Source organism: Thermodesulfomicrobium thermophilum DSM 16697, assembly GCF_059568695.1.
Window position 1 is genome coordinate 76,600 of sequence record NZ_JCANTW010000011.1, and the last position, 20,368, is coordinate 96,967.

At 62.9% G+C, this 20,368-nt stretch carries 18 protein-coding genes; 9 read left to right on the top strand and 9 right to left on the bottom strand.

Going from position 1 to position 20,368, the window contains the following annotated elements; translation table 11 throughout:
• The first annotated feature begins 10 nt into the window (after positions 1-10).
• The 7 genes from BR00_RS01665 (at position 11) to BR00_RS01695 (ending at position 8,745) form a co-directional block, all read left to right on the top strand.
• The gene (locus BR00_RS01665; protein ID WP_496475879.1) at positions 11-982 is read left to right on the top strand and encodes a RodZ domain-containing protein; all 972 of its coding nucleotides are present in this window, start codon (positions 11-13) and stop codon (positions 980-982) included.
• On the top strand, positions 979-1,710 hold the full coding sequence (gene recO, locus BR00_RS01670; RefSeq protein ID WP_496475880.1) for a DNA repair protein RecO: 732 nt from the start codon (positions 979-981) through the stop codon (positions 1,708-1,710). Before BR00_RS01665 ends, recO begins: the two co-directional genes overlap by 4 nt.
• Positions 1,711-1,749: 39 nt before the next feature.
• Positions 1,750-2,628 carry a glycine--tRNA ligase subunit alpha gene (locus BR00_RS01675; RefSeq protein WP_496475881.1) on the top strand — a complete coding sequence of 293 codons (879 nt, stop codon included), beginning with the start codon at positions 1,750-1,752 and terminating at the stop codon, positions 2,626-2,628.
• A gap of 21 nt (positions 2,629-2,649) precedes the next feature.
• On the top strand, positions 2,650-4,740 hold the full coding sequence (gene glyS / locus BR00_RS01680; RefSeq protein WP_496475882.1) for a glycine--tRNA ligase subunit beta: 2,091 nt from the start codon (positions 2,650-2,652) through the stop codon (positions 4,738-4,740).
• Positions 4,741-4,786: 46 nt separating this feature from the next.
• Positions 4,787-6,568 (top strand): ABC transporter ATP-binding protein, encoded by a 1,782-nt coding sequence (locus tag BR00_RS01685; RefSeq protein WP_496475883.1) that lies wholly within the window; start codon positions 4,787-4,789, stop codon positions 6,566-6,568.
• A 271-nt stretch (positions 6,569-6,839) separates the two neighbouring features.
• On the top strand, positions 6,840-7,118 hold the full coding sequence (gene rpsT, locus BR00_RS01690) for a 30S ribosomal protein S20 (RefSeq protein ID WP_496475884.1): 279 nt from the start codon (positions 6,840-6,842) through the stop codon (positions 7,116-7,118).
• 88 nt (positions 7,119-7,206) lie between these two features.
• Entirely contained in the window at positions 7,207-8,745 is a 1,539-nt protein-coding gene (locus BR00_RS01695) for an NAD(P)/FAD-dependent oxidoreductase (protein WP_496475885.1), read from the top strand.
• A 24-nt stretch (positions 8,746-8,769) separates the two neighbouring features.
• Here BR00_RS01695 and BR00_RS01700 read toward each other — a convergent pair whose 3' ends face one another.
• The 9 genes from BR00_RS01700 to BR00_RS01740 are packed head-to-tail and all read right to left on the bottom strand — an operon-like array spanning position 8,770 to position 17,274.
• Positions 8,770-9,321: a hypothetical protein gene (locus tag BR00_RS01700; protein WP_496475886.1), complete on the bottom strand. Its 552-nt coding sequence runs from the start codon at positions 9,319-9,321 to the stop codon at positions 8,770-8,772.
• Between the two features lie 11 nt (positions 9,322-9,332).
• Positions 9,333-10,313: a class II fructose-bisphosphatase gene (gene glpX, locus BR00_RS01705; RefSeq protein ID WP_496475887.1), complete on the bottom strand. Its 981-nt coding sequence runs from the start codon at positions 10,311-10,313 to the stop codon at positions 9,333-9,335.
• Positions 10,314-10,324: 11 nt separating this feature from the next.
• On the bottom strand, positions 10,325-12,313 hold the full coding sequence (gene tkt, locus BR00_RS01710) for a transketolase (protein ID WP_496475888.1): 1,989 nt from the start codon (positions 12,311-12,313) through the stop codon (positions 10,325-10,327).
• An 18-nt stretch (positions 12,314-12,331) separates the two neighbouring features.
• Positions 12,332-12,772: a ribose 5-phosphate isomerase B gene (gene rpiB / locus BR00_RS01715; protein WP_496475889.1), complete on the bottom strand. Its 441-nt coding sequence runs from the start codon at positions 12,770-12,772 to the stop codon at positions 12,332-12,334.
• Between the two features lie 4 nt (positions 12,773-12,776).
• Positions 12,777-13,103: a hypothetical protein gene (locus BR00_RS01720; RefSeq protein WP_496475890.1), complete on the bottom strand. Its 327-nt coding sequence runs from the start codon at positions 13,101-13,103 to the stop codon at positions 12,777-12,779.
• Entirely contained in the window at positions 13,100-13,825 is a 726-nt protein-coding gene (locus BR00_RS01725; protein ID WP_496475891.1) for a hypothetical protein, read from the bottom strand. Before BR00_RS01725 ends, BR00_RS01720 begins: the two co-directional genes overlap by 4 nt.
• Positions 13,822-15,501 (bottom strand): tetratricopeptide repeat protein, encoded by a 1,680-nt coding sequence (locus BR00_RS01730; protein WP_496475892.1) that lies wholly within the window; start codon positions 15,499-15,501, stop codon positions 13,822-13,824. Before BR00_RS01730 ends, BR00_RS01725 begins: the two co-directional genes overlap by 4 nt.
• Complete coding sequence (locus BR00_RS01735) at positions 15,498-16,253, bottom strand: HD domain-containing protein (RefSeq protein ID WP_496475893.1); 756 nt, start codon at positions 16,251-16,253, stop codon at positions 15,498-15,500. The genes BR00_RS01730 and BR00_RS01735 overlap by 4 nt, the downstream gene beginning before the upstream one ends.
• Positions 16,240-17,274: a sigma-70 family RNA polymerase sigma factor gene (locus BR00_RS01740; RefSeq protein WP_496475894.1), complete on the bottom strand. Its 1,035-nt coding sequence runs from the start codon at positions 17,272-17,274 to the stop codon at positions 16,240-16,242. The genes BR00_RS01735 and BR00_RS01740 overlap by 14 nt, the downstream gene beginning before the upstream one ends.
• A 198-nt stretch (positions 17,275-17,472) precedes the next feature.
• On the opposite strand from BR00_RS01740, the gene BR00_RS01745 reads away from it, so the two are divergent.
• On the top strand, positions 17,473-19,890 hold the full coding sequence (locus tag BR00_RS01745) for a homocysteine S-methyltransferase family protein (RefSeq protein ID WP_496475895.1): 2,418 nt from the start codon (positions 17,473-17,475) through the stop codon (positions 19,888-19,890).
• Positions 19,891-19,903: 13 nt separating this feature from the next.
• Positions 19,904-20,368, top strand: a complete 465-nt coding sequence (locus BR00_RS01750) for an N-acetyltransferase (RefSeq protein ID WP_496475896.1) — start codon at positions 19,904-19,906, stop codon at positions 20,366-20,368.

A 20,368-nucleotide genomic window follows, 5' to 3' on the forward strand; every position in this document is an offset into this window, starting at 1 on the left:
GAGGAGGCGCATGCAAGAAGAACTCCAGGCCATTGGGCAGATATTGCGCGAGGCCCGCGAGGCCAAGGGGCTCTCCCTGGCTGAGGTGGAGGCGCGCACCAAGATTTCCATCCCGGTGTTGGGCGCCTTGGAGGAAGGGGATACGAGCCGTCTGCCCCATCCGGTATACGCCAAGGGCTTTTTGCGCAGCTATGCCGGTTTGCTTGGGCTGGACGGCACGGACCTCTGCGCCCGTTTTGCCCGGGCGTATCCGGTACCCGATGAAATGGAAGACGCCCCGGAGGAACGGGCCGCCCATATCCGGGTCACCGTGCGCCATCCTGAGGACGAAGACCGCTGGCGGCCGTGGGCGGTGCGCGTGGCCGGAGGGCTTGTCGCCGTGGTCGTGGCCGTAGGAGGGTGGTATGGATTTCAATGGTACATCCTCCCTCAGGTGGTGGCCTTGCGCCAGGCGGCCACGCTGGTGACCCAGCCGGCCAACGAGACGGTGCCGGCGGCCAGCAGCACGCTTCCGGCGCCCCAAGAGACGAGCCCGACGCCAGGCGCGTCGGCGGATGCCCCCGTAGTTCACCGCGAGAATGCTTCTCTCAATGCGTCGGCAGCTTCAGAAGAAGAAGCGTTGCAGGCTGTGCCCCCAGCTGCGGCAAATGCATCTTCCGAAAAAGCGTTTTCTCCCGGCTCGACCTCGGAAGGGACAAGCCTTGAGGAGACCACGCCTGCGCCGCAGTCGCAATCTTCGCAAGCAGTAACGCTTCGCATCATGCGGGTGGAGGCGACTGCAGACTGTTGGATGCAGGCCAAGACCGACGATAAGGTGACGGACTATTTTTTACGCCAGGGAGAACGGGTGGATCTGCGCTTTGCCTCCTCCCTGCGGCTCAAGCTCGGCAACGCCGCTGGTGTACGGCTGTGGTTGGATGGGCAGGCTTTTCCGGTGGGAGAAACCCGCCCCGGGGAGGTCCGAACCATTTCCGTGCCATGATGGACTGGTCCGAAACGGTGCTGCTGTTGCGGGTGGGCACCTTGCGTGAGGCGGACTGCTGGGTCCGCTTTTTTTCGCCAACACAAGGGATGCTCACGGCCTTTGCCTTTGGCGGGCGCCGGAGTCGCCGCCGCTTCGGCGGCTGCCTCGATCCACTGGACCGGGTGCATTTTTCCATGGCGTGGGAGCGCCGACATCGCTATCTCGTGTTGCGGGAAGGGGCGCTGGTGGAGCGGTTCGGGCGTATGAAAGCGGATTTGGACCGTTTGGGCATGGCCAGCAATTGCCTGCGCTTTGTGGAAGGCCTCTGCATCCCCCCGGATGGGGCCGCCGTGGTGTCCCATGCCTTGGTGGAGGCATTGCGGCTCCTTGATGGAGAACGCGGGGTGTCCCGTTTTTTTCCGGTGTTGTTTCGGGCCCATGTGATCTTCACTATGGGCTTTGCTCCCAAGCTCGATGCCTGTGGGAGCTGCGGTGCGGATCCAGGAGGGCGGCCGGCATTTTCCATCCCCAAGGGGACGGTGCTCTGCCGCCGCTGCGCCGGAGCAGAGCGGAGCATTTCTCCCGCCACCATCGCGCTTTTGCGGAGCATTGCCCAGCCGTTGCCTGCATCGTGGGCCACTGAAGAGCTGCCGGCCGTGGTGCGCGAAGAGACATGGTACTTGGTGGATCATTTTTTACGCTGGCACGTGGATCTGCATGCAGGGGCGCACGGCGCCCGGTGTTGATTTTCGTGAAGCTATTTTGGGTATAATCAAGGAGAAGTTATGTATTTTCAGGATGTCATACTTGAGTTGCAGCGATTTTGGGCAGATCAAGGATGCGTGCTGCATTTTCCGTATGATATGGAAGTGGGCGCCGGGACGTTCAATCCATCCACGTTTCTTCGGGTGCTGGGCCCTGAGCCATGGAATGTCGCCTACGCGGAGTCTTCCCGTCGGCCAACTGATGGAAGGTACGGTGAAAATCCCAATCGTCTCCAACATTACTATCAATTTCAGGTGATCTTGAAGCCGTCACCGGCCAATGTGCTGGAGCTTTACTTGGAGAGCTTGGGAGTATTGGGCATCGACAAGGCTGAGCACGATATCCGCTTTGTGGAGGATGACTGGGAAAGCCCCACCTTGGGAGCCTGGGGACTGGGCTGGGAGGTCTGGCTCAACGGGATGGAAGTCACCCAGTTCACGTATTTTCAGCAGGTGGGCGGCATTGATCTCGATCCCATAAGCTGTGAAATCACCTATGGCGTGGAACGTCTCACCATGTATCTCCAGGGAAAAGAATCCGTTTATGATTTGCAATGGAACAAAAACGTGACCTATGGAGACATCTACCATCAATCGGAAGTGGAGCAATCCAAGTACAACTTCGATTATTCCAACAAAGGTATGCTGCTGTCTTTTTTCCAATCGTGCGAAGAGGAATGCAAACGCCTGTGCGAGGCCAATCTCCCCTGGCCGGCGTATGACTATTGTTTGAAGTGCTCCCATCTCTTCAACCTCCTCGATGCTCGTGGGGCCATCTCTATCACTGAACGCGCGCAGTATATCGCCCGTGTTCGGCACTTGGCATCCACGGTGGCGCGTTTGTATGTGGAGCAGCGTCAGGCCCTAGGACATCCCATGCTGCGTTCGGTGAATGCATAGCCCGTTGTGAACGGAGAAGATATGGCGCATTTTGTTTTGGAAATTGGTGTCGAGGAGATGCCGGCGCGGTTTTTGTCGGCGCTGGAAGAGGAGTTGGCGACACGTCTGGATCAAGCCCTGACGGATGCCCGTTTGGATCACGGATTGGTGCGAGCTGCGGCTACGCCACGGCGTTTGGTGGTGGAAGTGGAAGACGTTGCCCCTGTCCAGGCAGTGGAGGACGTGGAAGTCCTGGGGCCGCCGGCGGCCGTGGCCTGGAACGCCCAAGGGGAGCTCACCAAGGCAGGTCAGGGCTTTGCCCGCTCCCAATCAGTGGAGCCGCATGCCCTCTACCGCGTGACCACGGCCAAAGGAGAGTACGCAGCAGCGCGTAAGACCATAGGCGGCGGCCTGGCGCAAGATATCCTGGCCGAGACCGCTTCCAGTATTGTCAAGACGTTGTCCTTTCCCAAGCGCATGCAATGGGTGGGCAAGGAGTGGAGCTTCGGCCGACCGGTGCGCTGGATTCTGGCCCTCTTGGACGAGGTCGTGGTGCCGGTGCGTTTCGCCCAGTTGGCGGCGGACCGCTGCACCTGGGGGCACCGGGTGCTTGGGCCTGGGCCCTGGAGCGTCCCCCATGCCCGGGATTTTCGGCGTGTTCTCGAGGAGCAGGGGGCGGTGATCCTGGACCCTGCGGCGCGGCGTGCGACCATCATTGAACAGGGCGACGCCGCGGCCCAGGCCGTGGGCGGCCGGGTTGCCTGGAACGACGACCTCCTTGCCGAGGTGGTGGGCCTGGTGGAGAGCCCGTGTGTGGTGCTCGGAAGCTTCGATGCCTCGTATCTGGAGATCCCGGAGGAGGTTCTGCTCACCAGTATGCAGGCTCATCAGAAGAGCTTTGGCGTCCGCGGGGAGGACGGCGCGCTTGTGCCGTATTTCCTGGCCGTGGCCAATATCCGCTCCACCCGGCCGCAGACCGTGCGTGCAGGCTGGGAACGCGTGCTGCGCGCCCGTCTCGAAGACGCCCGCTTTTTCTGGCGTACGGACCTTGCCGCGGATTTTGCCGCCTGGAACGCCAAGCTGGAAAACGTCACCTTTCTTGGCCCATTGGGCTCCATGGCGGACAAAACCCGGCGCCTGGAGCGCATTCTCGACGTTTTGGATGCGCACGCGGTGGTGCCTGGGGAAGACACGCTCGCCGCGGCTCGGCGGGCGGCCCAACTCTGCAAGGCGGATCTGGTGTCCGCCATGGTGTACGAATTCGGAGAACTGCAGGGGATCATGGGCGGCATTTACGCCCGCCGCAAAGGCGAATCCGATGCCGTGGCCCTGGCGATCCGGGAACACTACCTGCCCTTGGGGCCGGATACGCCGGTGCCTGCCAGCCTGGCGGGCGCCATGCTCGCCCTTGCCGACAAGGCCGATACCTTGGTGGGCGCCTTTGGCTTGGGCATGATCCCCACCGGGGCTGCGGACCCGTACGCCTTGCGTCGCGCAAGCCTGGGCATCATCCGTATCCTCTTGGAGCACGAGCTGCGCGTGCCGCTGTCCACGTTGTTGCAGGCCGCTTACTGTGCCTACGGCGATGGCATTGCCTGGAAGCTTGCCCCTGAAAAGGCCCAGGCGCGGCTTATGGATTTCTTCGGCCAGCGCCTCAAGGCGTATTGGGCAGGCCAGGGCATGGACACCCTGACCCTGGATGCCGCCTTGGCCGTGGGCTTCGACGACGTGGTGGACACCGGCCGCCGGGTGCGCGCCCTGCAGGCCGCGGTGGGAACCCCGGACTTCGAGCCTGCGGCCCTCACCTTCAAGCGTGTAGCCAATATCGTGCGCAAAAGCGGGGCCGAGGCTGCGGCCCAAGTGGATCCGGGGCTCTTGGAGGCCGGGGCCGAGGCGGAACTCTGGGCCGCACTGGAGGCGTGGGAGCCGCGGTTTGCCAGTGCCTGCTCCCAGGGGGATTACGGCGCGCTGTTTCCGCTTTTGGCCGAGTTGCGGCCGGCAGTGGACCGCTTTTTCGACTCCGTGATGGTGCTTACCGACCATCCTGGCCAGCGGGGCAACCGTTTGGCCATGCTGTCGCGCATCCTCCATCAAGTAGGACAAGTGGCGGATTTCACGCGGTTTCAGGTGTAAGCGAGATCATGATACTGGCAGATTGGAAACGTTGGGGGCGGCGGTAATGGCCGCCCCTGCCATTTGGGGCTCGAGTCTGTGGCGCCTTTTGCCTTGGGTACGGCCGTATATGCGGCGCATGGCCCTGGGGCTGGTGGCCAATGCCGGCGCACGGTTCTTCGACTTGGTGCCGCTTATGGTGGTCGGCCGGGTGGTGGATATGGTAGCGGCCTCCATGCAGGCCGGCCGCGCCTTGCACGGGGCGGATTTCGCCCTGGCTGCGGCGGTGGTGCTGGTCACCTTTGGGGCCTTGGCCGTGTGCCAGAGCACCAGTGACTATCTGCTCGACACCGTGGCCCAAAAGGTGCGCCACGACCTGCGCGTGGCCTTGTATCAGCATGTGCAGCGCCTGGATGTGGCCTACTTCGAGACCCGGCAGATCGGCGACATCATGGCGGTGCTCGCCGGCGACGTGGATACCCTGGAGCGCTTTTTCGCCGACACCTCCACCAGCATGGTGCGCTTGGTCATCACCTTTGCGGGGGTGTATGGGTCGCTCTTGTGGATCGATCCGTATTTGGCCGTGCTGCTCATGGTGCCACTGCCTTTTGCCATCGCTGCGGTGCGGTTTTTTGCCACCAAGGTGGCCCCGCAGTACCGCCGCGCCCGGCAGGCCGTGGGCGCCATCAACGCCATTTTGGAGAACAATCTCCAAGGCATGCCCGTGATTCAGGCCTACTGTGCCGAGGACGCCCAGACCGCGCGCATCCGCGAGCACTCCCAGGAGTACCGTGACGCCGCCATTCAGGCCGCTTGGGAGCGGGCGCGCTTCGTGCCGCTGCTCTACGGCGTGGCGGGCGTGGGCTACGCGGTGCTCATCGGCGTGGGCGGCTGGATGACTTGGGCCGGCATCGGGCCGAGCATTGGGGATTTTACGACCTTTGTGCTCATGGCCATGCGCCTGGTGCTCCCACTCTTTGTGTTCGGTGCCCTGATCAACCAGATCCAGCAGGCCGAGGCCTCTGCCCGGCGTATCATGGAGCTGTGGGAGACCTCCGCCCAGGTGCGGGAACACACCGAAGCAAGTCCGCTCTCAGGCCCGGTGCGTTGCGTGGAACTGCAGGATGTGTGTTTTGGCTATCCAGGGCGGGGGCAGGTGCTCTGTCATATCCATTTGCGCCTTTCCCGCGGCGCGGTGGTGGGGGTGGTCGGGCATACCGGCGCAGGCAAGAGCTCGCTGGCCAAGCTGCTGCTTCGCTATTTTGACCCCGATGCCGGCCAGATCCTGGTGGATGGCCGGCCCCTGCAGCAGGTGGCCTTGGCGTCCTGGCGCAGCCGTATTGGCTACGTATCCCAGGAGGCCTACCTCTTTCACGGCACGGTGGCGGAAAATATCCTGTTGGGCTCTCCCCATGCAGACGAGGCCGCCCTGTGCGAGGCCGCACGCTTGGCCGGGGCGGAGGAGTTCATCCTGCGTTTGCCGCAAGGCTATGCCACCCTGGTGGGGGATCGCGGCGTGCGCCTTTCCGGCGGCCAGCGCCAGCGCATCTCCCTGGCCCGGGCCCTGCTGCGGGATCCGGAGCTCCTCATCCTCGATGAAGCCACTGCCAGCGTGGATACCCGCACCGAGGCCATCATCCAGGAGAACCTTCGCCACTTGCACCCCGGACGCATGACCTTGGTCATCGCCCACCGGCTCTCCACCGTGCGCTTTTGCGATGAGATCGTGGTTCTGGTGGATGGCATCATCGTGGAGCGCGGCACCCATCAACAATTGGTGGATATGGGCGGAGTGTATGCCGGGCTCTGGCAGGTGCAAAGCGGAGAAAACGGGGAGCAGAAGGCATGAGACGACCACGCTTGCACCGCGGCGCGGCAAAAACGGTGGGCCCCCTTGTCTTCACATGCGGAAGATGATACCGAGAGCGCAGGCAAGGGCCGAGGCAGGGACGGCACGAAGAACTTCAGACGGTATGGCTGGCGCATGGAGTTCTTTTTTGGCGTTCAGCTGGTACAATCATGCCGCATACTCGCTTGACAAGCGGCGATGGGAATCGGTAACGAACGCCGCTGCAGAGACATCCAGCTGACGGAACTTCCATCCAGCAAGGAGAATGACCTTGGCGAATCACAAATCAGCTCTCAAGCGGCATCGTCAAAGCCTCAAGCGCAATGAACGCAACCGCATGGTAAAAACCCGGGTGAAGAATGCCATCAAGGCAGTCCGCAAGGCCGTGGAGGCCGGGGATCTGGACGCTGCCCAGACCCTGCTGCGGACCGCCACCTCGGTGTTGGACCGCGCGGCGAGCAAGAAAGTGCTCCATTGGCGTACCGCTGCACGCAAGATTTCGCGGCTTTCCATGGCCGTGAACAAGGCGGCCACGGCTCCAACCGACTAAAGGCCGCAGGAACGCGTGATCATAGGCCTGCCCTCCTCTCGGGACAGGCCTTTTTTATTGTGGCGTTGCTACCCAAAGAGGACGTGCTATGCCCATCGTGGAAATTCGCATCACTCCAGAAGAATTGGGAGATTTCTCGCGTATTCAGGCTTTGGCCTGTGAGGCGGCCGGAGTGGCGGTATCGACCCCGGTGCAGGTCGTGCGCCGCTCCCTGGATTGCCGAGGCCGCCGGCCGCGCTACGTGCTGCGCGTGCAGGTGGGAGACCTGCCGGTGGTGGAGCCGTCGCGCGCCTTTGCGCCCAAGCCTCCCACTGGTGCGCCGGTGCTCATCGTCGGCGCCGGACCGGGCGGATATTTTGCCGCTTTGGGGCTGCTGGAGGCCGGGTTTCGTCCCATCGTGCTCGAGCGCGGCCGGGACGTACGCAGTCGGCGCCGCGACCTCAAGCCGCTGTACACCCAAGGAAGAGTGGACCCCCATTCCAACTACTGTTTTGGCGAGGGCGGGGCCGGTGCCTACTCCGATGGCAAGCTCTACACGCGGGTGAGCAAGCGTGGGGATCCCCGTCGGGTGCTGCGCCTGCTTGTGGAATTCGGTGCCTCTCCGGACATTCTGGTGGATGCCCATCCCCATTTGGGCTCCAATGTGCTTCCGCGCATCGTGGCCGCCGTGCGTGAAGCCATTTGCGCCTTGGGCGGGGAAGTGCATTTTGGTGCGCATGTCACTGGGCTGGTGCGGCGCGGTGATGCGGTCTGCGGGGTGCGGCTTGCCGATGGAAGTACCCTGGAAGGGGGCGGCGTGGTCCTTGCGCCGGGCCACTCTGCCCGGGACGTATTCGCCTTTCTGCATGCTCACGGCATTGCCGTGGAGCCCAAACCCTTTGCCCTGGGGGTGCGCATCGAGCACCCGCAAACCTTGGTGGACCGGATGTTTTATGGAGCTTCTCCCAGACATCCGGGGCTTCCCCCAGCCAGCTACCGCCTCACCCATCAGGCCAAGGAGCGTGGGGTGTTTTCCTTTTGCATGTGCCCTGGGGGATTCATCGTGCCTGCCGCCACTGCGCCGGGGGAGCTCGTTCTCAATGGCATGAGCCTTGCCGCCCGCAGTGCTCCCTTTGCCAATGCGGGTATCGTGGCGGAGGTGCGGTTTACGGACGTGCCCGGAGTGGATGCCGATCCCTTGGCCATGCTGCGTTTTCAGGCCGAGGTAGAACAGGCCATGTTTGCCGCAGGTGACGGTACGCTCAAGGCTCCGGCGCAGCGGGTGCCGGATTTCCTGCGCGGCGTGACGGGCGCGCATCCCGGCCGCACGTCGTATGTGCCAGGATGCTTTGCCGCGCCGCTTCACGAACTCCTTCCGCCCTTTGTCACCGCGGCGCTGCGTGAGGCCCTGCGGGCCTGGGAGCGCCGCTTTCCGGGGTTTGCTTCCAGCGAGGCCAAGATCCTGGCTGTGGAGTCCCGCACCAGCTCTCCGGTGCGCATCCCCCGGGACGCGGCCACCCAAATGCATCCGGCGGCCCCAGGGCTTTTTCCTTGCGGGGAAGGCGCGGGGTATGCCGGCGGTATCGTATCCGCTGCCCTGGACGGCCTTGCCGCGGCGCAGGCTGTGGCGCGGTATCTCAAAAAGTAAGGCCGCCTTGGGGCGGCCTTTTCCCTAGGCGCGGAAGCTGCGGGCAAAGAGGTCGGCAATGGCCTTGCGACCGGAGTCTTCCAGAAACCTGGTCCCCGTGCCGCAGAAGTGCTGGGCGGTGATGCGGGGAAGACCGCCGTCTTCCCAGACCTCGCCGTTCCAACGGAACCAGGCGTTCTTGGCCTGGTCGAAGGTAAAGATGGGTTTGTTGCAGATCTTGGCAAACTCGGTGCCCCAGCCGGTGCCGCCGCGCACCGTGCCGTCGGGCATGATGGTGCCCACCACGAACACTTCGTGACCGGAATCGATCTGGTACATGATGGTCTGCAGGATTTTGCGCATGAGCGGGGCGTTGGTGAAGGTGCGTCCCAGGAGTTTGGAGACGTACGAAAGGCTCACGTCCTTGCGCATGAGCTCTTCGGGGGTCAGGAAGCGCAGCCCCCGGGAGCGCTCGATCTTGTGGCCATCGAAGGTGTAGGTCACTTCCTGCACGCCATATGCCTCGGCCTGACGGCCGAATTCCGCTTCGGTTCCTGGGGCGCCGCCGCTGAAGAGAGTGAAGGCAGTTGCGTCCATGAATCCTCCTTTCAGTATTGGATGGAAGAAAAGCGCATGAGCTTGTCCCATTGATGGGTGGAGCTGATGCGACGGATGGTGCCGGTCTTGCCGCGCAGCACCAAGGAATGCGTGGTGGCGCCGCGGCCGGTGTAGCTCACTCCGGCCAGAAAGGTGCCGCCGGAGATGCCGGTGGCGGCGAAAAAGACATCTTCGCTCTGCACCAGGGTGTCGGTGGTGAGGATCTGCGTGATGTCCACGTCGTACTCCAGGATGCGGCGTCGTTCCATTTCCGATTGCGGATCCAGGCGGCCGACGATCTCGCCGCCGAGGGCCTTGATGGCGCAGGCCGCGAGCACTCCTTCAGGGGTGCCGCCGGTGCCCATCATGACGTCTACGTTGGCCAATGGGTCCACGGCCATGAGGGCGCCAGCCACATCGCCGTCCGTGTGCAGCTGGATGCGGGCGCCGGCGCGGCGGATTTCTTCGATGAGCTGTTTGTGCCGTGGCTTGTCGAGGACGAAGACCACCAGGTCTTCCACCTTCTTCTCCAAGGCCTTGGCCACTTGGGCGAGGTTGTGGGCCACAGGCGCATCCAAGTCTACCATACCCTTGGCTTCGGCCGGCACCACGAGTTTTTGCATGTAGTAGCTGGGCCCGGGGTTATACATGCTGCCCGAAGGCGCCGCTCCCACCACGGCGATGGCGTTGGGCCTGCCGTAGGCCAGGAGGTTGGTGCCTTCCACGGGGTCCACGGCGATGTCCACCGCGGGGCCGCGGCCAGTGCCCACCAGCTCGCCGTTGTAGAGCATGGGGGCTTTGTCTTTTTCCCCTTCGCCAATGATGATGCGGCCGGCGATATCGAGGGAGCTGAAGCACAGGCGCATGGCGTCCACGGCGGCGCGGTCGCCTTCTTCCTTGGCGCCTTTGCCAAGCCATCGGCCTGCGGCCAGGGCCGCAGCCTCAGTGACGCGCACCAGATCCAGGGCGAGATTGTGTTGCGGGGCTTCCATAGGGGTCCCTCCTAGCGGGTTTCGGCAATGATGCGGGCGAGATTTTCCGGGGTAAAGCCGTAATGTTCTTGGATGACCTTGGCCGGGGCCGAGGCGCCGAAATGGTCCAGCCCCAGGACACGGCCCCGCGGCCCGACGTACCTGAACCACGGGGCGGTACATCCTGCCTCCACGGCGACGCGGCGGGTGACGGCCTCCGGCAGCACCATGCGGCGGTAATCTTCAGGCTGCTCCTCGAAGAGCTCCACGCAGGGCATGGACACGACGCGCACCCCGATTTCCGGCACGCGCCCCGCCGCTTCCACGGCCAGGGACACCTCGGAGCCCGTGGCGATGACGATGACTTCCACAGGTCGGTCTTGGGGCTCCACCAGGATGTAGCCGCCGCGCGCCACGTGCGCCTCCAATTCCTCCTGCGGGATGCGGTCCAGCACCGGCAGCCCCTGGCGGGTGAAGGCGAAGACCGATGGCCGGGATTTTTGCCGCAGGGCGACAGCCATACAGGCCGCGGTCTCCCGGGCGTCGGCAGGCCGGAAGACGAGCAGGTTGGGGATCAGGCGCAGCGACCAGAGGTGTTCCACCGGCTGGTGGGTGGGCCCGTCTTCGCCTACGAAGAACGAGTCGTGGGTGAAGACATGGAGCACGGGCAGTTCCTGGAGGGCGGACATGCGGATGGCATTACGTTCGTAATCCGAGAACACCAGGAAGGTGGCGCCAAAGGGGACGACCCCGCCATGGAGGGCCATGCCGTTGAGCATGGCGGCCATGGGGAATTCGCGCACGCCGAAGCAGATGTTGCGGCCTCCTGGATTGTCTTGGGCGTGGAAGACGCCGTAGGTATCCCGGAATTTGGCGGTTTGGTTGGAAGGGTCGAGGTCCGCCGACCCGCCGACGAGCAGAGGAAGCTGCTCGGCAAGGGCCATGAGGCAGGCGCCAAAGGCCTTGCGTGTCGCTACCGAGCTGGAGGCCTCGAAGTCGGGCCACGTCAAACGACGCTCCCATACCGGGGTTTGCACCTCGCGCAGGCGCGCAGCGATCGTGGAGTCGGTCAGGAGGGCGTCGCGGCGGGCGTTCCAGGCAGCGCGTAGGGCGCGGAGTTCTGGATATCGGGAGCGGAAGTGCGTGGTGACGTCCTCGGGGAGGAAGAAGGGGGACTCTTCAGGCAGCCCCAGGCAGGTCTTGGTGCGGCGCAGTTCGTCTTCCGGCAAGGGGGCGCCGTGGGTATCGGCGCTGCCTTCCATGGTGGCGCATCCCTTGGCCATGGTGGTGTGGCCGATGATGAGTGAGGGCCGGGTGGTTTCGGCTTGGGCCGCTGTGATGGCCGCAGCGATGGCCGCATGGTCGTGCCCGTCGATGTCCTGCACGTGCCAGCCCATGGCGCGGAAGACGGCGGCATAGTCCGTGATGTCGGCCCGATCGGTGGGACCGGCGAGTTGGATCTTGTTGCTGTCGTAGAACACGATGAGACGCCCCAGACCCAAACGTCCCGCCACCGCAGCCGCGCCCAAGGCCACGGGTTCTTGCAGGTCGCCGTCAGAGGCGAGCGCGTACGTCCAATGGTTGGTGAAATCGGGGTGGGTGTGGTGGCGCACCATGGCCTCGGCGGCGGCCATGCCCACCGCCATGGCAAGACCTTGGCCCAGGGGGCCGGTGGTGGCCTCGACGCCGGGGGTGAGCCCGTGCTCTGGATGTCCCGGGGTGCGGCTTTGCCATTGCCGGAACGCTTTGAGGTCCTCCACGGAAAGGAAGCCGGCGAGGGTGAGCAGACTATAGAGCAAGGCGGACTCGTGGCCAGCGGAGAGCACGAAGCGATCTCGGTTCCACCAGGTGGCGTCGTCCGGATCGAAGTTCAAGAAACGCTGGAAGAGGACGTAGGCAAAGTCCGCTGACGAGAGAGCGCCGCCCGGATGTCCGGATTTTGCCCGGTGGACGGTATCGAGCACCAAACCTTTGAGGACGGACACACAACGAAGATCCAGGGCAGAAGAAGAAGTGGTCATGAGGGAAACCAAATAAGGTTAAAGGGTTGTACTGAGTTGCTCAATGGCTTCCACCCGGCGCAGATGCCGGCCGCCCTCGAAGGCGGTGGACACGAAGACCTCGGCGATGGCTTTGGCCAGATCCGGACCGATGATCCGCTCGCCCAGACAGAGCACATTGGCGTTGTTGTGTAGGCGGCTCATGCGCGCCAGGTATTCGTTGGTGCACAGGGCGGCCCGCACGCCGGGGAAGCGGTTGGCGGCCATGGACATGCCAACTCCGGAGCCGCATACTAGAATCCCGAGGCTATCGCCGGCCTGCACTTTTTTGGCCACAGCCGCGGCGATGTCTGGGTAGTCGCAGCTGGTCTGGCTGTGGGTACCCACATCGTCCACGTGGTGTCCCAAAGACTGCATATGGGCCTTGAGCAGGTTTTTGAGGGCAAAGCCCGCATGATCGGAACCAAGAACGATATTCATGGGGTTACTCGCTTTGCGGCGGCACATTCAAGCCTTTTTCCTGGAAGAAGCGCTGTTTTTCCTCGGCAAGCGCGTCTTCCAGATGGCGGATTTCGTCCAGCAGAAAATCCACCTGCCGCAGGGCCAGGGCAACCTCGCCGGAACTGATATCCAGGCTGGAGCCGGTCTTCCAGGCGTTGTGCGCAGTTTTTCCCACCTGCAGGTATTCATCGTGCAGGCGGTTACGCAACCCTACGATTTCTCGCTGACGCATCCAGGCGATGATGGTCCAATGGGTCTGGGCCCAAAGCAGGCGCAGCCCCTTGACGATGGTGGTGAGGACGTCGTTCATGGCATCTCCTTGGAAGGTAGTGGTTCCCGCCGCGCCGAGGCCGGGACGGTCAGAGGGGCTGGCAGCGGCGTATGGGATACGAAATCTTTGACGCGGAGGACGGCGCTTCCCTCTGGGGAAGCAAAGTGCAAAAGGGTGAAGCGCTGGGTTTGTGGCTCCGGGACCCTAGCCTCCAGGGTCAGCCCGTCGTGGCCTTCGGCAGATACCTGCGAGCCGTCCAAGGCCATGCGCAGACGTTGGAAGGGTCCCGAGGCCAGGAGGAATTCCATCCCCCCGTCGCGGTGGTGCGCGCGCAGAAAAGTCTCCGGGAGCACCGCCCCCCAATCGCCCTGGAGGAGCCGGGCAAGCTGGCCAAGGGTCAGGGGCAAGGGCAGGCCTTGGGCAGGAAGCACTGCGCGCGGGTCATGGGATATGTAGAGCACGTTGCGCTCCGGAACGTACACCTGCACTTGGCTCGGGGTTTCTTCCACCAAGGCCAAGACCGAGCCCACAGAGGAGCTGATGGTGAGCAGCAGACGCTCTTGAGGATCTCCGGTCAGCTCCACCAATACTCGGCCCGCAGTGGTGGAGGTGTTCACATGCACGGAGAGGTGGGCGGAAAAGGAGACCGCCGTCGGCGGGTGGAGACGCAGCCAAAGACGCGTCGCCGCTTCGTGGTCTTGCGGGGTCAGCCGGGGCGCACAGCCCACCAGCAGACATACGACAAAGACCGCCCATCTCATCGGGGGCCTCCGCCAAGGGCGCGCAGCTTGGCATGGACGGCTTCCGCATTTTTGGACTGGAGGCGCAGCGCTTGGCTGTAGCCCCGGCGTGCCTGGGATTTCAGGCCCAGCTGTGCGGCGATATCACCGTAGTGTTCCCAGATGATGGGATCGTCCACCACGGCCACTGCCCGCTGGATCTCCACCCAGGCGAGTTTGAAGCGGCCTTGGCGGAACAGCACCCAGGCGAGGGAATCCAGAAAATAGCCGTTGTTGGGTTCCTGCGCCAGGGCGGAGCGGATGAGCCTTTCCGCCCGTTCCAGGTCGCGGCCTTCCTCGGCCAGGGTATAGCCCACATAGTTGAGGCCGTCGGCATGATCGGGATGGGCGGCGATGAGGCGCTCCATGGTTTCCATGGCCTCGGCCTTGCGGCCGTGCTCTTCGAGCAGCATGCCCAGGCGGTAAAGGAGCTGGGAAGAGTCGGGCGCTTGTTCGAGGCCACGGCGCAAGACGCCTTCCGCTTCATCCCCTTTTTGGGCGTCTTCCAGGATATCCGCCAGGATGACCCGCAGGCTGGGTTCTTGGGGAAAGCGGCGTACGGCTTCGCGGGCTTGGGCCTCGGCTTCGTCCATCTTGCCCATGTCCTGAAGGATGAGCAGGCGCAGCGAGACCGTACGCACGCCCAGGGGGCCGTCTTCCGGGATGGGGGCGAGAATTTCCAAGGCATGGGCGTGGTTGCGGCGCTTGGCCTCCAAGAAGCCCCAGGTGAGGCGGACTTCAGGGGAAGGTTCCCCTTGCGAGGTGATGGATTCGAGCAGGGTGGCGGCGTGGTCGAACAGGCCTTGGTCGATGAGAAAGTGCACCCCATCAAGGACAGTCTCCTGGGAAGGCATGGTCTCGAGAAAGACCGCCAGCCCCTTGTCCGGATTTTTGAGCCGCACGTTGAGCTCCAGAAGGTGCATGGCCAGCGCCTCGCCTCCCTTGCCGAGGCGCACGAGCTCACTCAAGATGCGTTCGGCCTCTTTGAGGTTCCCCTGGCGCTCGTAGGCAAGGGCCATTTCGATCCAGACTTCTTCCGCATCCGGGTTGAGCCCTGCGGCCTCTTCCAGCTGAGCAATGCCTTGGGTGAGTTGTCCTTGGCGGATAAGGGCCTTGCCCTGGAGAAAATAATAGCGGGCGTCGCGTTTGTCCCGGGGAATCGGGGCGAGGGTTTCGATCGTCTTGCGGGGCTGACCGGCATCGAGAAAGTGCGCCGCTGCCTGGGTTCGTATTTCGCTGTCGTCAGGATGGAAGGCGAGATATTCGGTCAGGGTGAGGGCCGCGTCCTCATGTCGGCCGCGGGTGGCTAGGGCGCGGGCTTGCATGATGCGGACGTTGCGGCTCTGGGGATAACGTTTGACCGCATCGGCCAAGGTGGCCAGTGCCTCGGGGAAGCGGTTGAGGCGCCAGGCGAGGGAGGCGAGCTCCAGATAGAGTTCTTCTGCAGGGTGGGTGGCGATGAGTTCCTGCAGGACCTCCATGGCCTTCTCCGGTTGGCCGTCTTGCACCAATTGGTCCACCAAGAGGGTGCGGTAGATGGCCTGTGCCTCGGTGGACATGGGGGCGGTAGGCAGCGACGGCAGTGACGCGCGGGGGCTGCAGGCATTGGCCGCCAGAAGTGTCATCACAAGGGCAGGCAGAGACGAACGGAGATTCACGATGCTCTTCCACAATATTGTTGGATTTTTTGATACAGGTGCTTGCCCATGGCCAGGCCCAGGTCGATGAACTCCGGACCGTACGCCTGTCCGGTGGGGGTGCGGAAGGTGTCGCGGATGGACTCGATCACCTGGAGTCCTGCGGGAAAGCGGTCCGCAATCTGGCAGATGTCCCACTCTTGGTAGTTACAGATTTCCCACAAGGTGGTGACGAAGTTGTCCGGCCCCCAGCGGAACTTGTCCGCGTCATAGAGGGCCCCGGCAACGATGCGTGCTGCTTCGTCCAGGGGCAGGGGAATGTCGCGGAAGGCTTCGTGGCAGCGGATGGCCTCGGCCACCATGGTGCGGTGCTCATCGGTGAGGGGGTAGTCGCGCAGGATTATCAGGGCGAGATCCGCCCCACGGTGGGCGTGGTCCCCCTCCAGGCGGCAGACATCGTGAAGGAGCCCTGCCAAAATGGCGAGTAACCCCAGATGTCTGGCCTCCATGATGCCGAGCGGCAACCCTTCGGCCAAGGCAATGGCCCCGGCCTCGATGGCCACTTTTTTGGCGTGGGTGGTGCCGTGGCCGTAGCGGTCGTTGAGGAACGGCAGCACATCGTCCTGGCAGCGCAGCGCCAGAGGATGGGTGAAAAACGTCTCCCGCGCCCAGGCCAGTTCTGCTTCAAAGTCCCGGTAAAATGTCGGGGTGCTCTCGGGCAGAAGGGCGGCACTCTCGTTTTTGAGACGGATTAAGATGTCATCGCGATTCATGGATCCACTCTTCGGAAAAATCGTGGATGGTCTGCTGCATGCGTTCTTTGATCTTTTGCAGCAAACGGGCCTCGATTTGCCGCACCCGTTCACGGGTGATTCCATATTTTTCACCGATTTCCCGAAGGGTCACCGGCGTTTCTGCGAGCAGTCGTGATTCGAGGATGTCCCGCTCTTTGTCGTTGAGCTCTGCTTTGAGGACTTCGATGTTCTCAAGCAACAATTCGCTCATTTCTTCGCTGGCCATGCGGTCTTCCACGTGGGCTTCCAAGGCGGGGATGAAGTCCAGCGGAGTGTAGTCGGAGTCCTCTCCTACCTGCATGTCCAGGGAAAGGTCGTTTTGCCCGAGTCGTTGGCCCATTTCCACGATGTCCGTTTCCGAAACCTGGAGGTTTTTGGCCATGGTACTGGTGTCGGGCTCGTAGCCGAGGGATTGGAGGCGCTGCCGCTCTCTGCTCAAATTATAGAACAATTTGCGCTGGGCCTGGGTGGTGCCGATTTTGACCATGCGCCAATTGTCCATGATGAACTTGAGAATGTACGCCTTGATCCAGAATGCAGCGTAGTAGGAAAACTTGATGCCCTTGTCGGGGTCGAATTTTTGCACGGCCTTGATGAGCCCGATATTGCCTTCCTGGATGAGGTCGAGGACATTTTTCATCCAGCGGCGCTGAAAGTCCATGGCAATACGCACCACCAGCCGGAGATTGGCGGTGATGAGCGTGAAGGCGGCTTTTTCGTCGTGTTCATCGCGATAACGCCGGGCGAGCTCGAACTCCTCTTCCGGAGTGAGTGGCTGGAATTTTTTGATTTCTTGCAGGTAGAGCGCCAGAGGATCGAGGGCACGATCCCGGGGCACCAGGGCGCTTGAAGGGATCAGCGCCAATTCTCCCCGGGCGGGGGTATCCGTCTCGTCCTTGGTGGGTTCGATGTCTTCGATGGATTCTTCCACCAAGGAGTCCTCGAGGATTTCCGGGTCGGCGACTTCGATGATTTCGGGCTCGGTGACCTGTGTGCTCATGATGGTCCACGGAGTGGGTCGGGTTGGGGTGCGCGGCAAAAGCCAATCATCCGCAAGAGCGCGGCAAATGGCAAGGCCCGAAATGCCCTCTGCCGGGGGCGGGTGTGTTTGGTGTTTGTGTTTTGATGCGTTTTTCCCTAGCCTTGTGCCGCTTTTTTCGGAGATGTCTTTTTTTCACATTTGTGTGCGAGGTTTGGCATGCACGCCTTTCGTAAACGACTTGATGCCTCTCGTCCCATTGTCTTCGATGGAGGCATGGGCAGCCTGCTCCAGGCCAGAGGCTTGCGCCCCGGGGAGTCTCCCGAGATCTTTGGCCTTGCCCACCCGGATGCGGTGCAGGCCATCCATCGGGAATACGCGGCCAGCGGGGCGGAGGTGGTGACCACCAATACCTTTGGCGCGAGCAAATTCAAGCTGCCCGCGGGGGTTTCGGTCCGCGAGGCCAACGCGCGCCTGGCGGCCATGGCCCGCGCTACTGTGGGGGACGGGGTGTTCGTGGCTGGCAGTGTCGGCCCCACCGGGACCATGATCGCGCCGCTGGGCCCTACACCCTTTCGGGAGGTGGTTGCCGCATTGCGTGAGCAGATCCAGGGGCTTGTGGACGGTGGGGTGGACCTCATCCTGGCGGAGACGCAGTTCGATTTGGCCGAGGCCCGGGCGGTGGTGGTGGCTGCGCGGGAAGTCACGGATCTGCCGGTAGGCGTGTCCATGACCTTTGAAGACGGGGTGAGTCTGACCGGCACCACTCCGGAGGTCTTTGCCCACACCATGAACGCCATGGGCGTGGATCTGCTGGGGTCCAATTGCAGCGCCGGCCCCGAAGCCCTGGTGGCTGTCGCCCGGCGCCTTTTGCAGGTGGCGGCCATGCCGGTACTCATCGAGCCCAATGCGGGCTTGCCCGAGCTGGTGGACGGCGCCACAGTGTTTCGGTTGGCCCCCGGCCCTTTTGCCGATGCCCTGGCGCCCTTGGTGGAGGAAGGCGTCCTTGTCTTGGGCGGCTGCTGTGGCACGACCCCGGCGCATATCCAATCTCTTGCCCGCGCACTTGCCGGGCGCGCGGCGTCTCGGCCCAGAGTGCGGCCCCGTCTTGCCGTGACCTCACGGGCCGAGGCCGTGGTGGTGGACCTGGAAAGCCCCTGCCGCATCATCGGTGAGCGCATCAATCCAACGGGCAAGGCGGATCTTACGGCGGACCTGCAAAGTGGCGCCGTAGGCCGCGCCGTGGCCCTGGCGGAAGAGCAGGTGGCCCAGGGGGCGGATATCCTCGATATCAACGTAGGGGCGCCCATGGTGGACGAGGAGTGGATGCTGCCTGCAGTGGTGGAGGCGGTGTCGCGTCGCTTGCCCACGCCGCTGTGCCTCGACTCCAGCAATGCCGAAGCCCTGCGCCGAGGACTGGAGAGCTATCCCGCTGCACCGCTCATCAATTCCATCAGCGGCGAGCCCGGGCGCATGGAACTCCTGGCCCCCCTGTGTCGTGACTATGGCGCGCCGTGCATCCTCTTGCCGCTGCAGGCCAAAAAACTGCCCGTGGAGGCGGCGGACCGCATCGCCATCATCGACACCTTGCTGGAAAAGGCCATGGCCCTGGGACTCCCGCGCCATCTTATCCTCGTGGACGCCCTGGCGCTTACGGTATCTTCCAAACCACAGGCCGCCCGGGCCTGTCTGGAGGTCATTGCCCATTGCCGGCGCTTGGGCCTGCCGTGCACCTTGGGCCTTTCCAATATCTCCTTTGGGCTCCCGGCCCGGGAGCTGGTCAATGCCACGTTTCTCACCATGGCGTTGGGGGCGGGGCTTGCTTCGTGTATCGCCAATCCGGGAAGCGTCCGTTTGCAGGAGGCCTTGTCCGCCGCAGAGGTGCTCTTGGGCCGCGACGCGCAAGCAGGCCGCTTCATCGAGCGCTACGCCGCTTGGCAGCCTGGAAGCGGAGCGGCTGCCGCTGCCCCGGAAGTCGCCCTGAAAAGCGATGCTAGCGACGGGTTGACCCCTGTGGGCCAGGCCATTGTGCAGGGGAAAAGCGAGCGTATCGCTTCGCTTTTGCTTTCCCGCATCGACGAAGGCGCTGATCCCTTTGCCCTGGTGCACGACGAGATGATCCCCGCCATCATGCGGGTGGGAGAGAAGTACGAGCGCAAGGAATATTTCCTGCCACAATTGCTCCAGTCCGCGGAGACCATGCAAACGGGCTTTGCCGCCATTCGGCACTTGCTCGCCCAGGATGCCCGCGCCACCAAAGGTGTCGTGGTCATGGCCACCGTGGAAGGAGACATCCATGACATCGGCAAAAACATCGTGTGTCTTATGTTGCGCAATCATGGCTATACGGTCATCGACCTTGGAAAAGACGTTCCCGCGCAGCGTATTGTGGATGCGGCGCAAGAACATCAAGCCCATATCATCGGGCTTTCCGCGCTCATGACCACAACGATGGTGCGCATGGAAGATACGGTACGTTTGGTGCATGAGCGTGGCCTCAACGTCCGTATTATGGTCGGCGGCGCCGTGGTGACCCAAAGCTTTGCGGATCGCATCGGCGCTGATGGGTACAGTGTTGATGCTGTTGCTGCGGTTCGTTTGGCCGATGACCTTATGGCTTCCTTTTCCAATGCATGAGGAGAAACGCAACATGGCTTTTGTTTTGCGCAAAACAAAAATGACCGACGTGCGCACGATACATCGCTTGCTCATGGACTGCGCTTCCAAGAAGCTGCTTTTGCCGCGGAGCTATACCGAGCTCTATGCGCATCTGCGGGACTTCATCGTCGCGGAAGATGCCGAGACGGCAAATGTCGTTGGCTGCTGTGCTTTGTCCATCACCTGGGAGGGACTGGCGGAGGTGCGCTCCTTGGCGGTGGCCGAAGAAGCCCAGGGGCAGGGAGTGGGCCGACGGTTGGTGGAGGCATGCGTGAGCGACGCCCTGACTTTTGGTATTTACAAGGTGTTTACCCTCACGTATCAAGTAGATTTCTTTCGCAGACTTGGATTTCAGGAAGTGAGCAAAGATGTGCTTCCACAAAAAGTGTGGGCAGACTGCATCAAGTGTCCGCAATTTCCAGAATGCGATGAAACCGCGATGATGATCGAGCTCTAA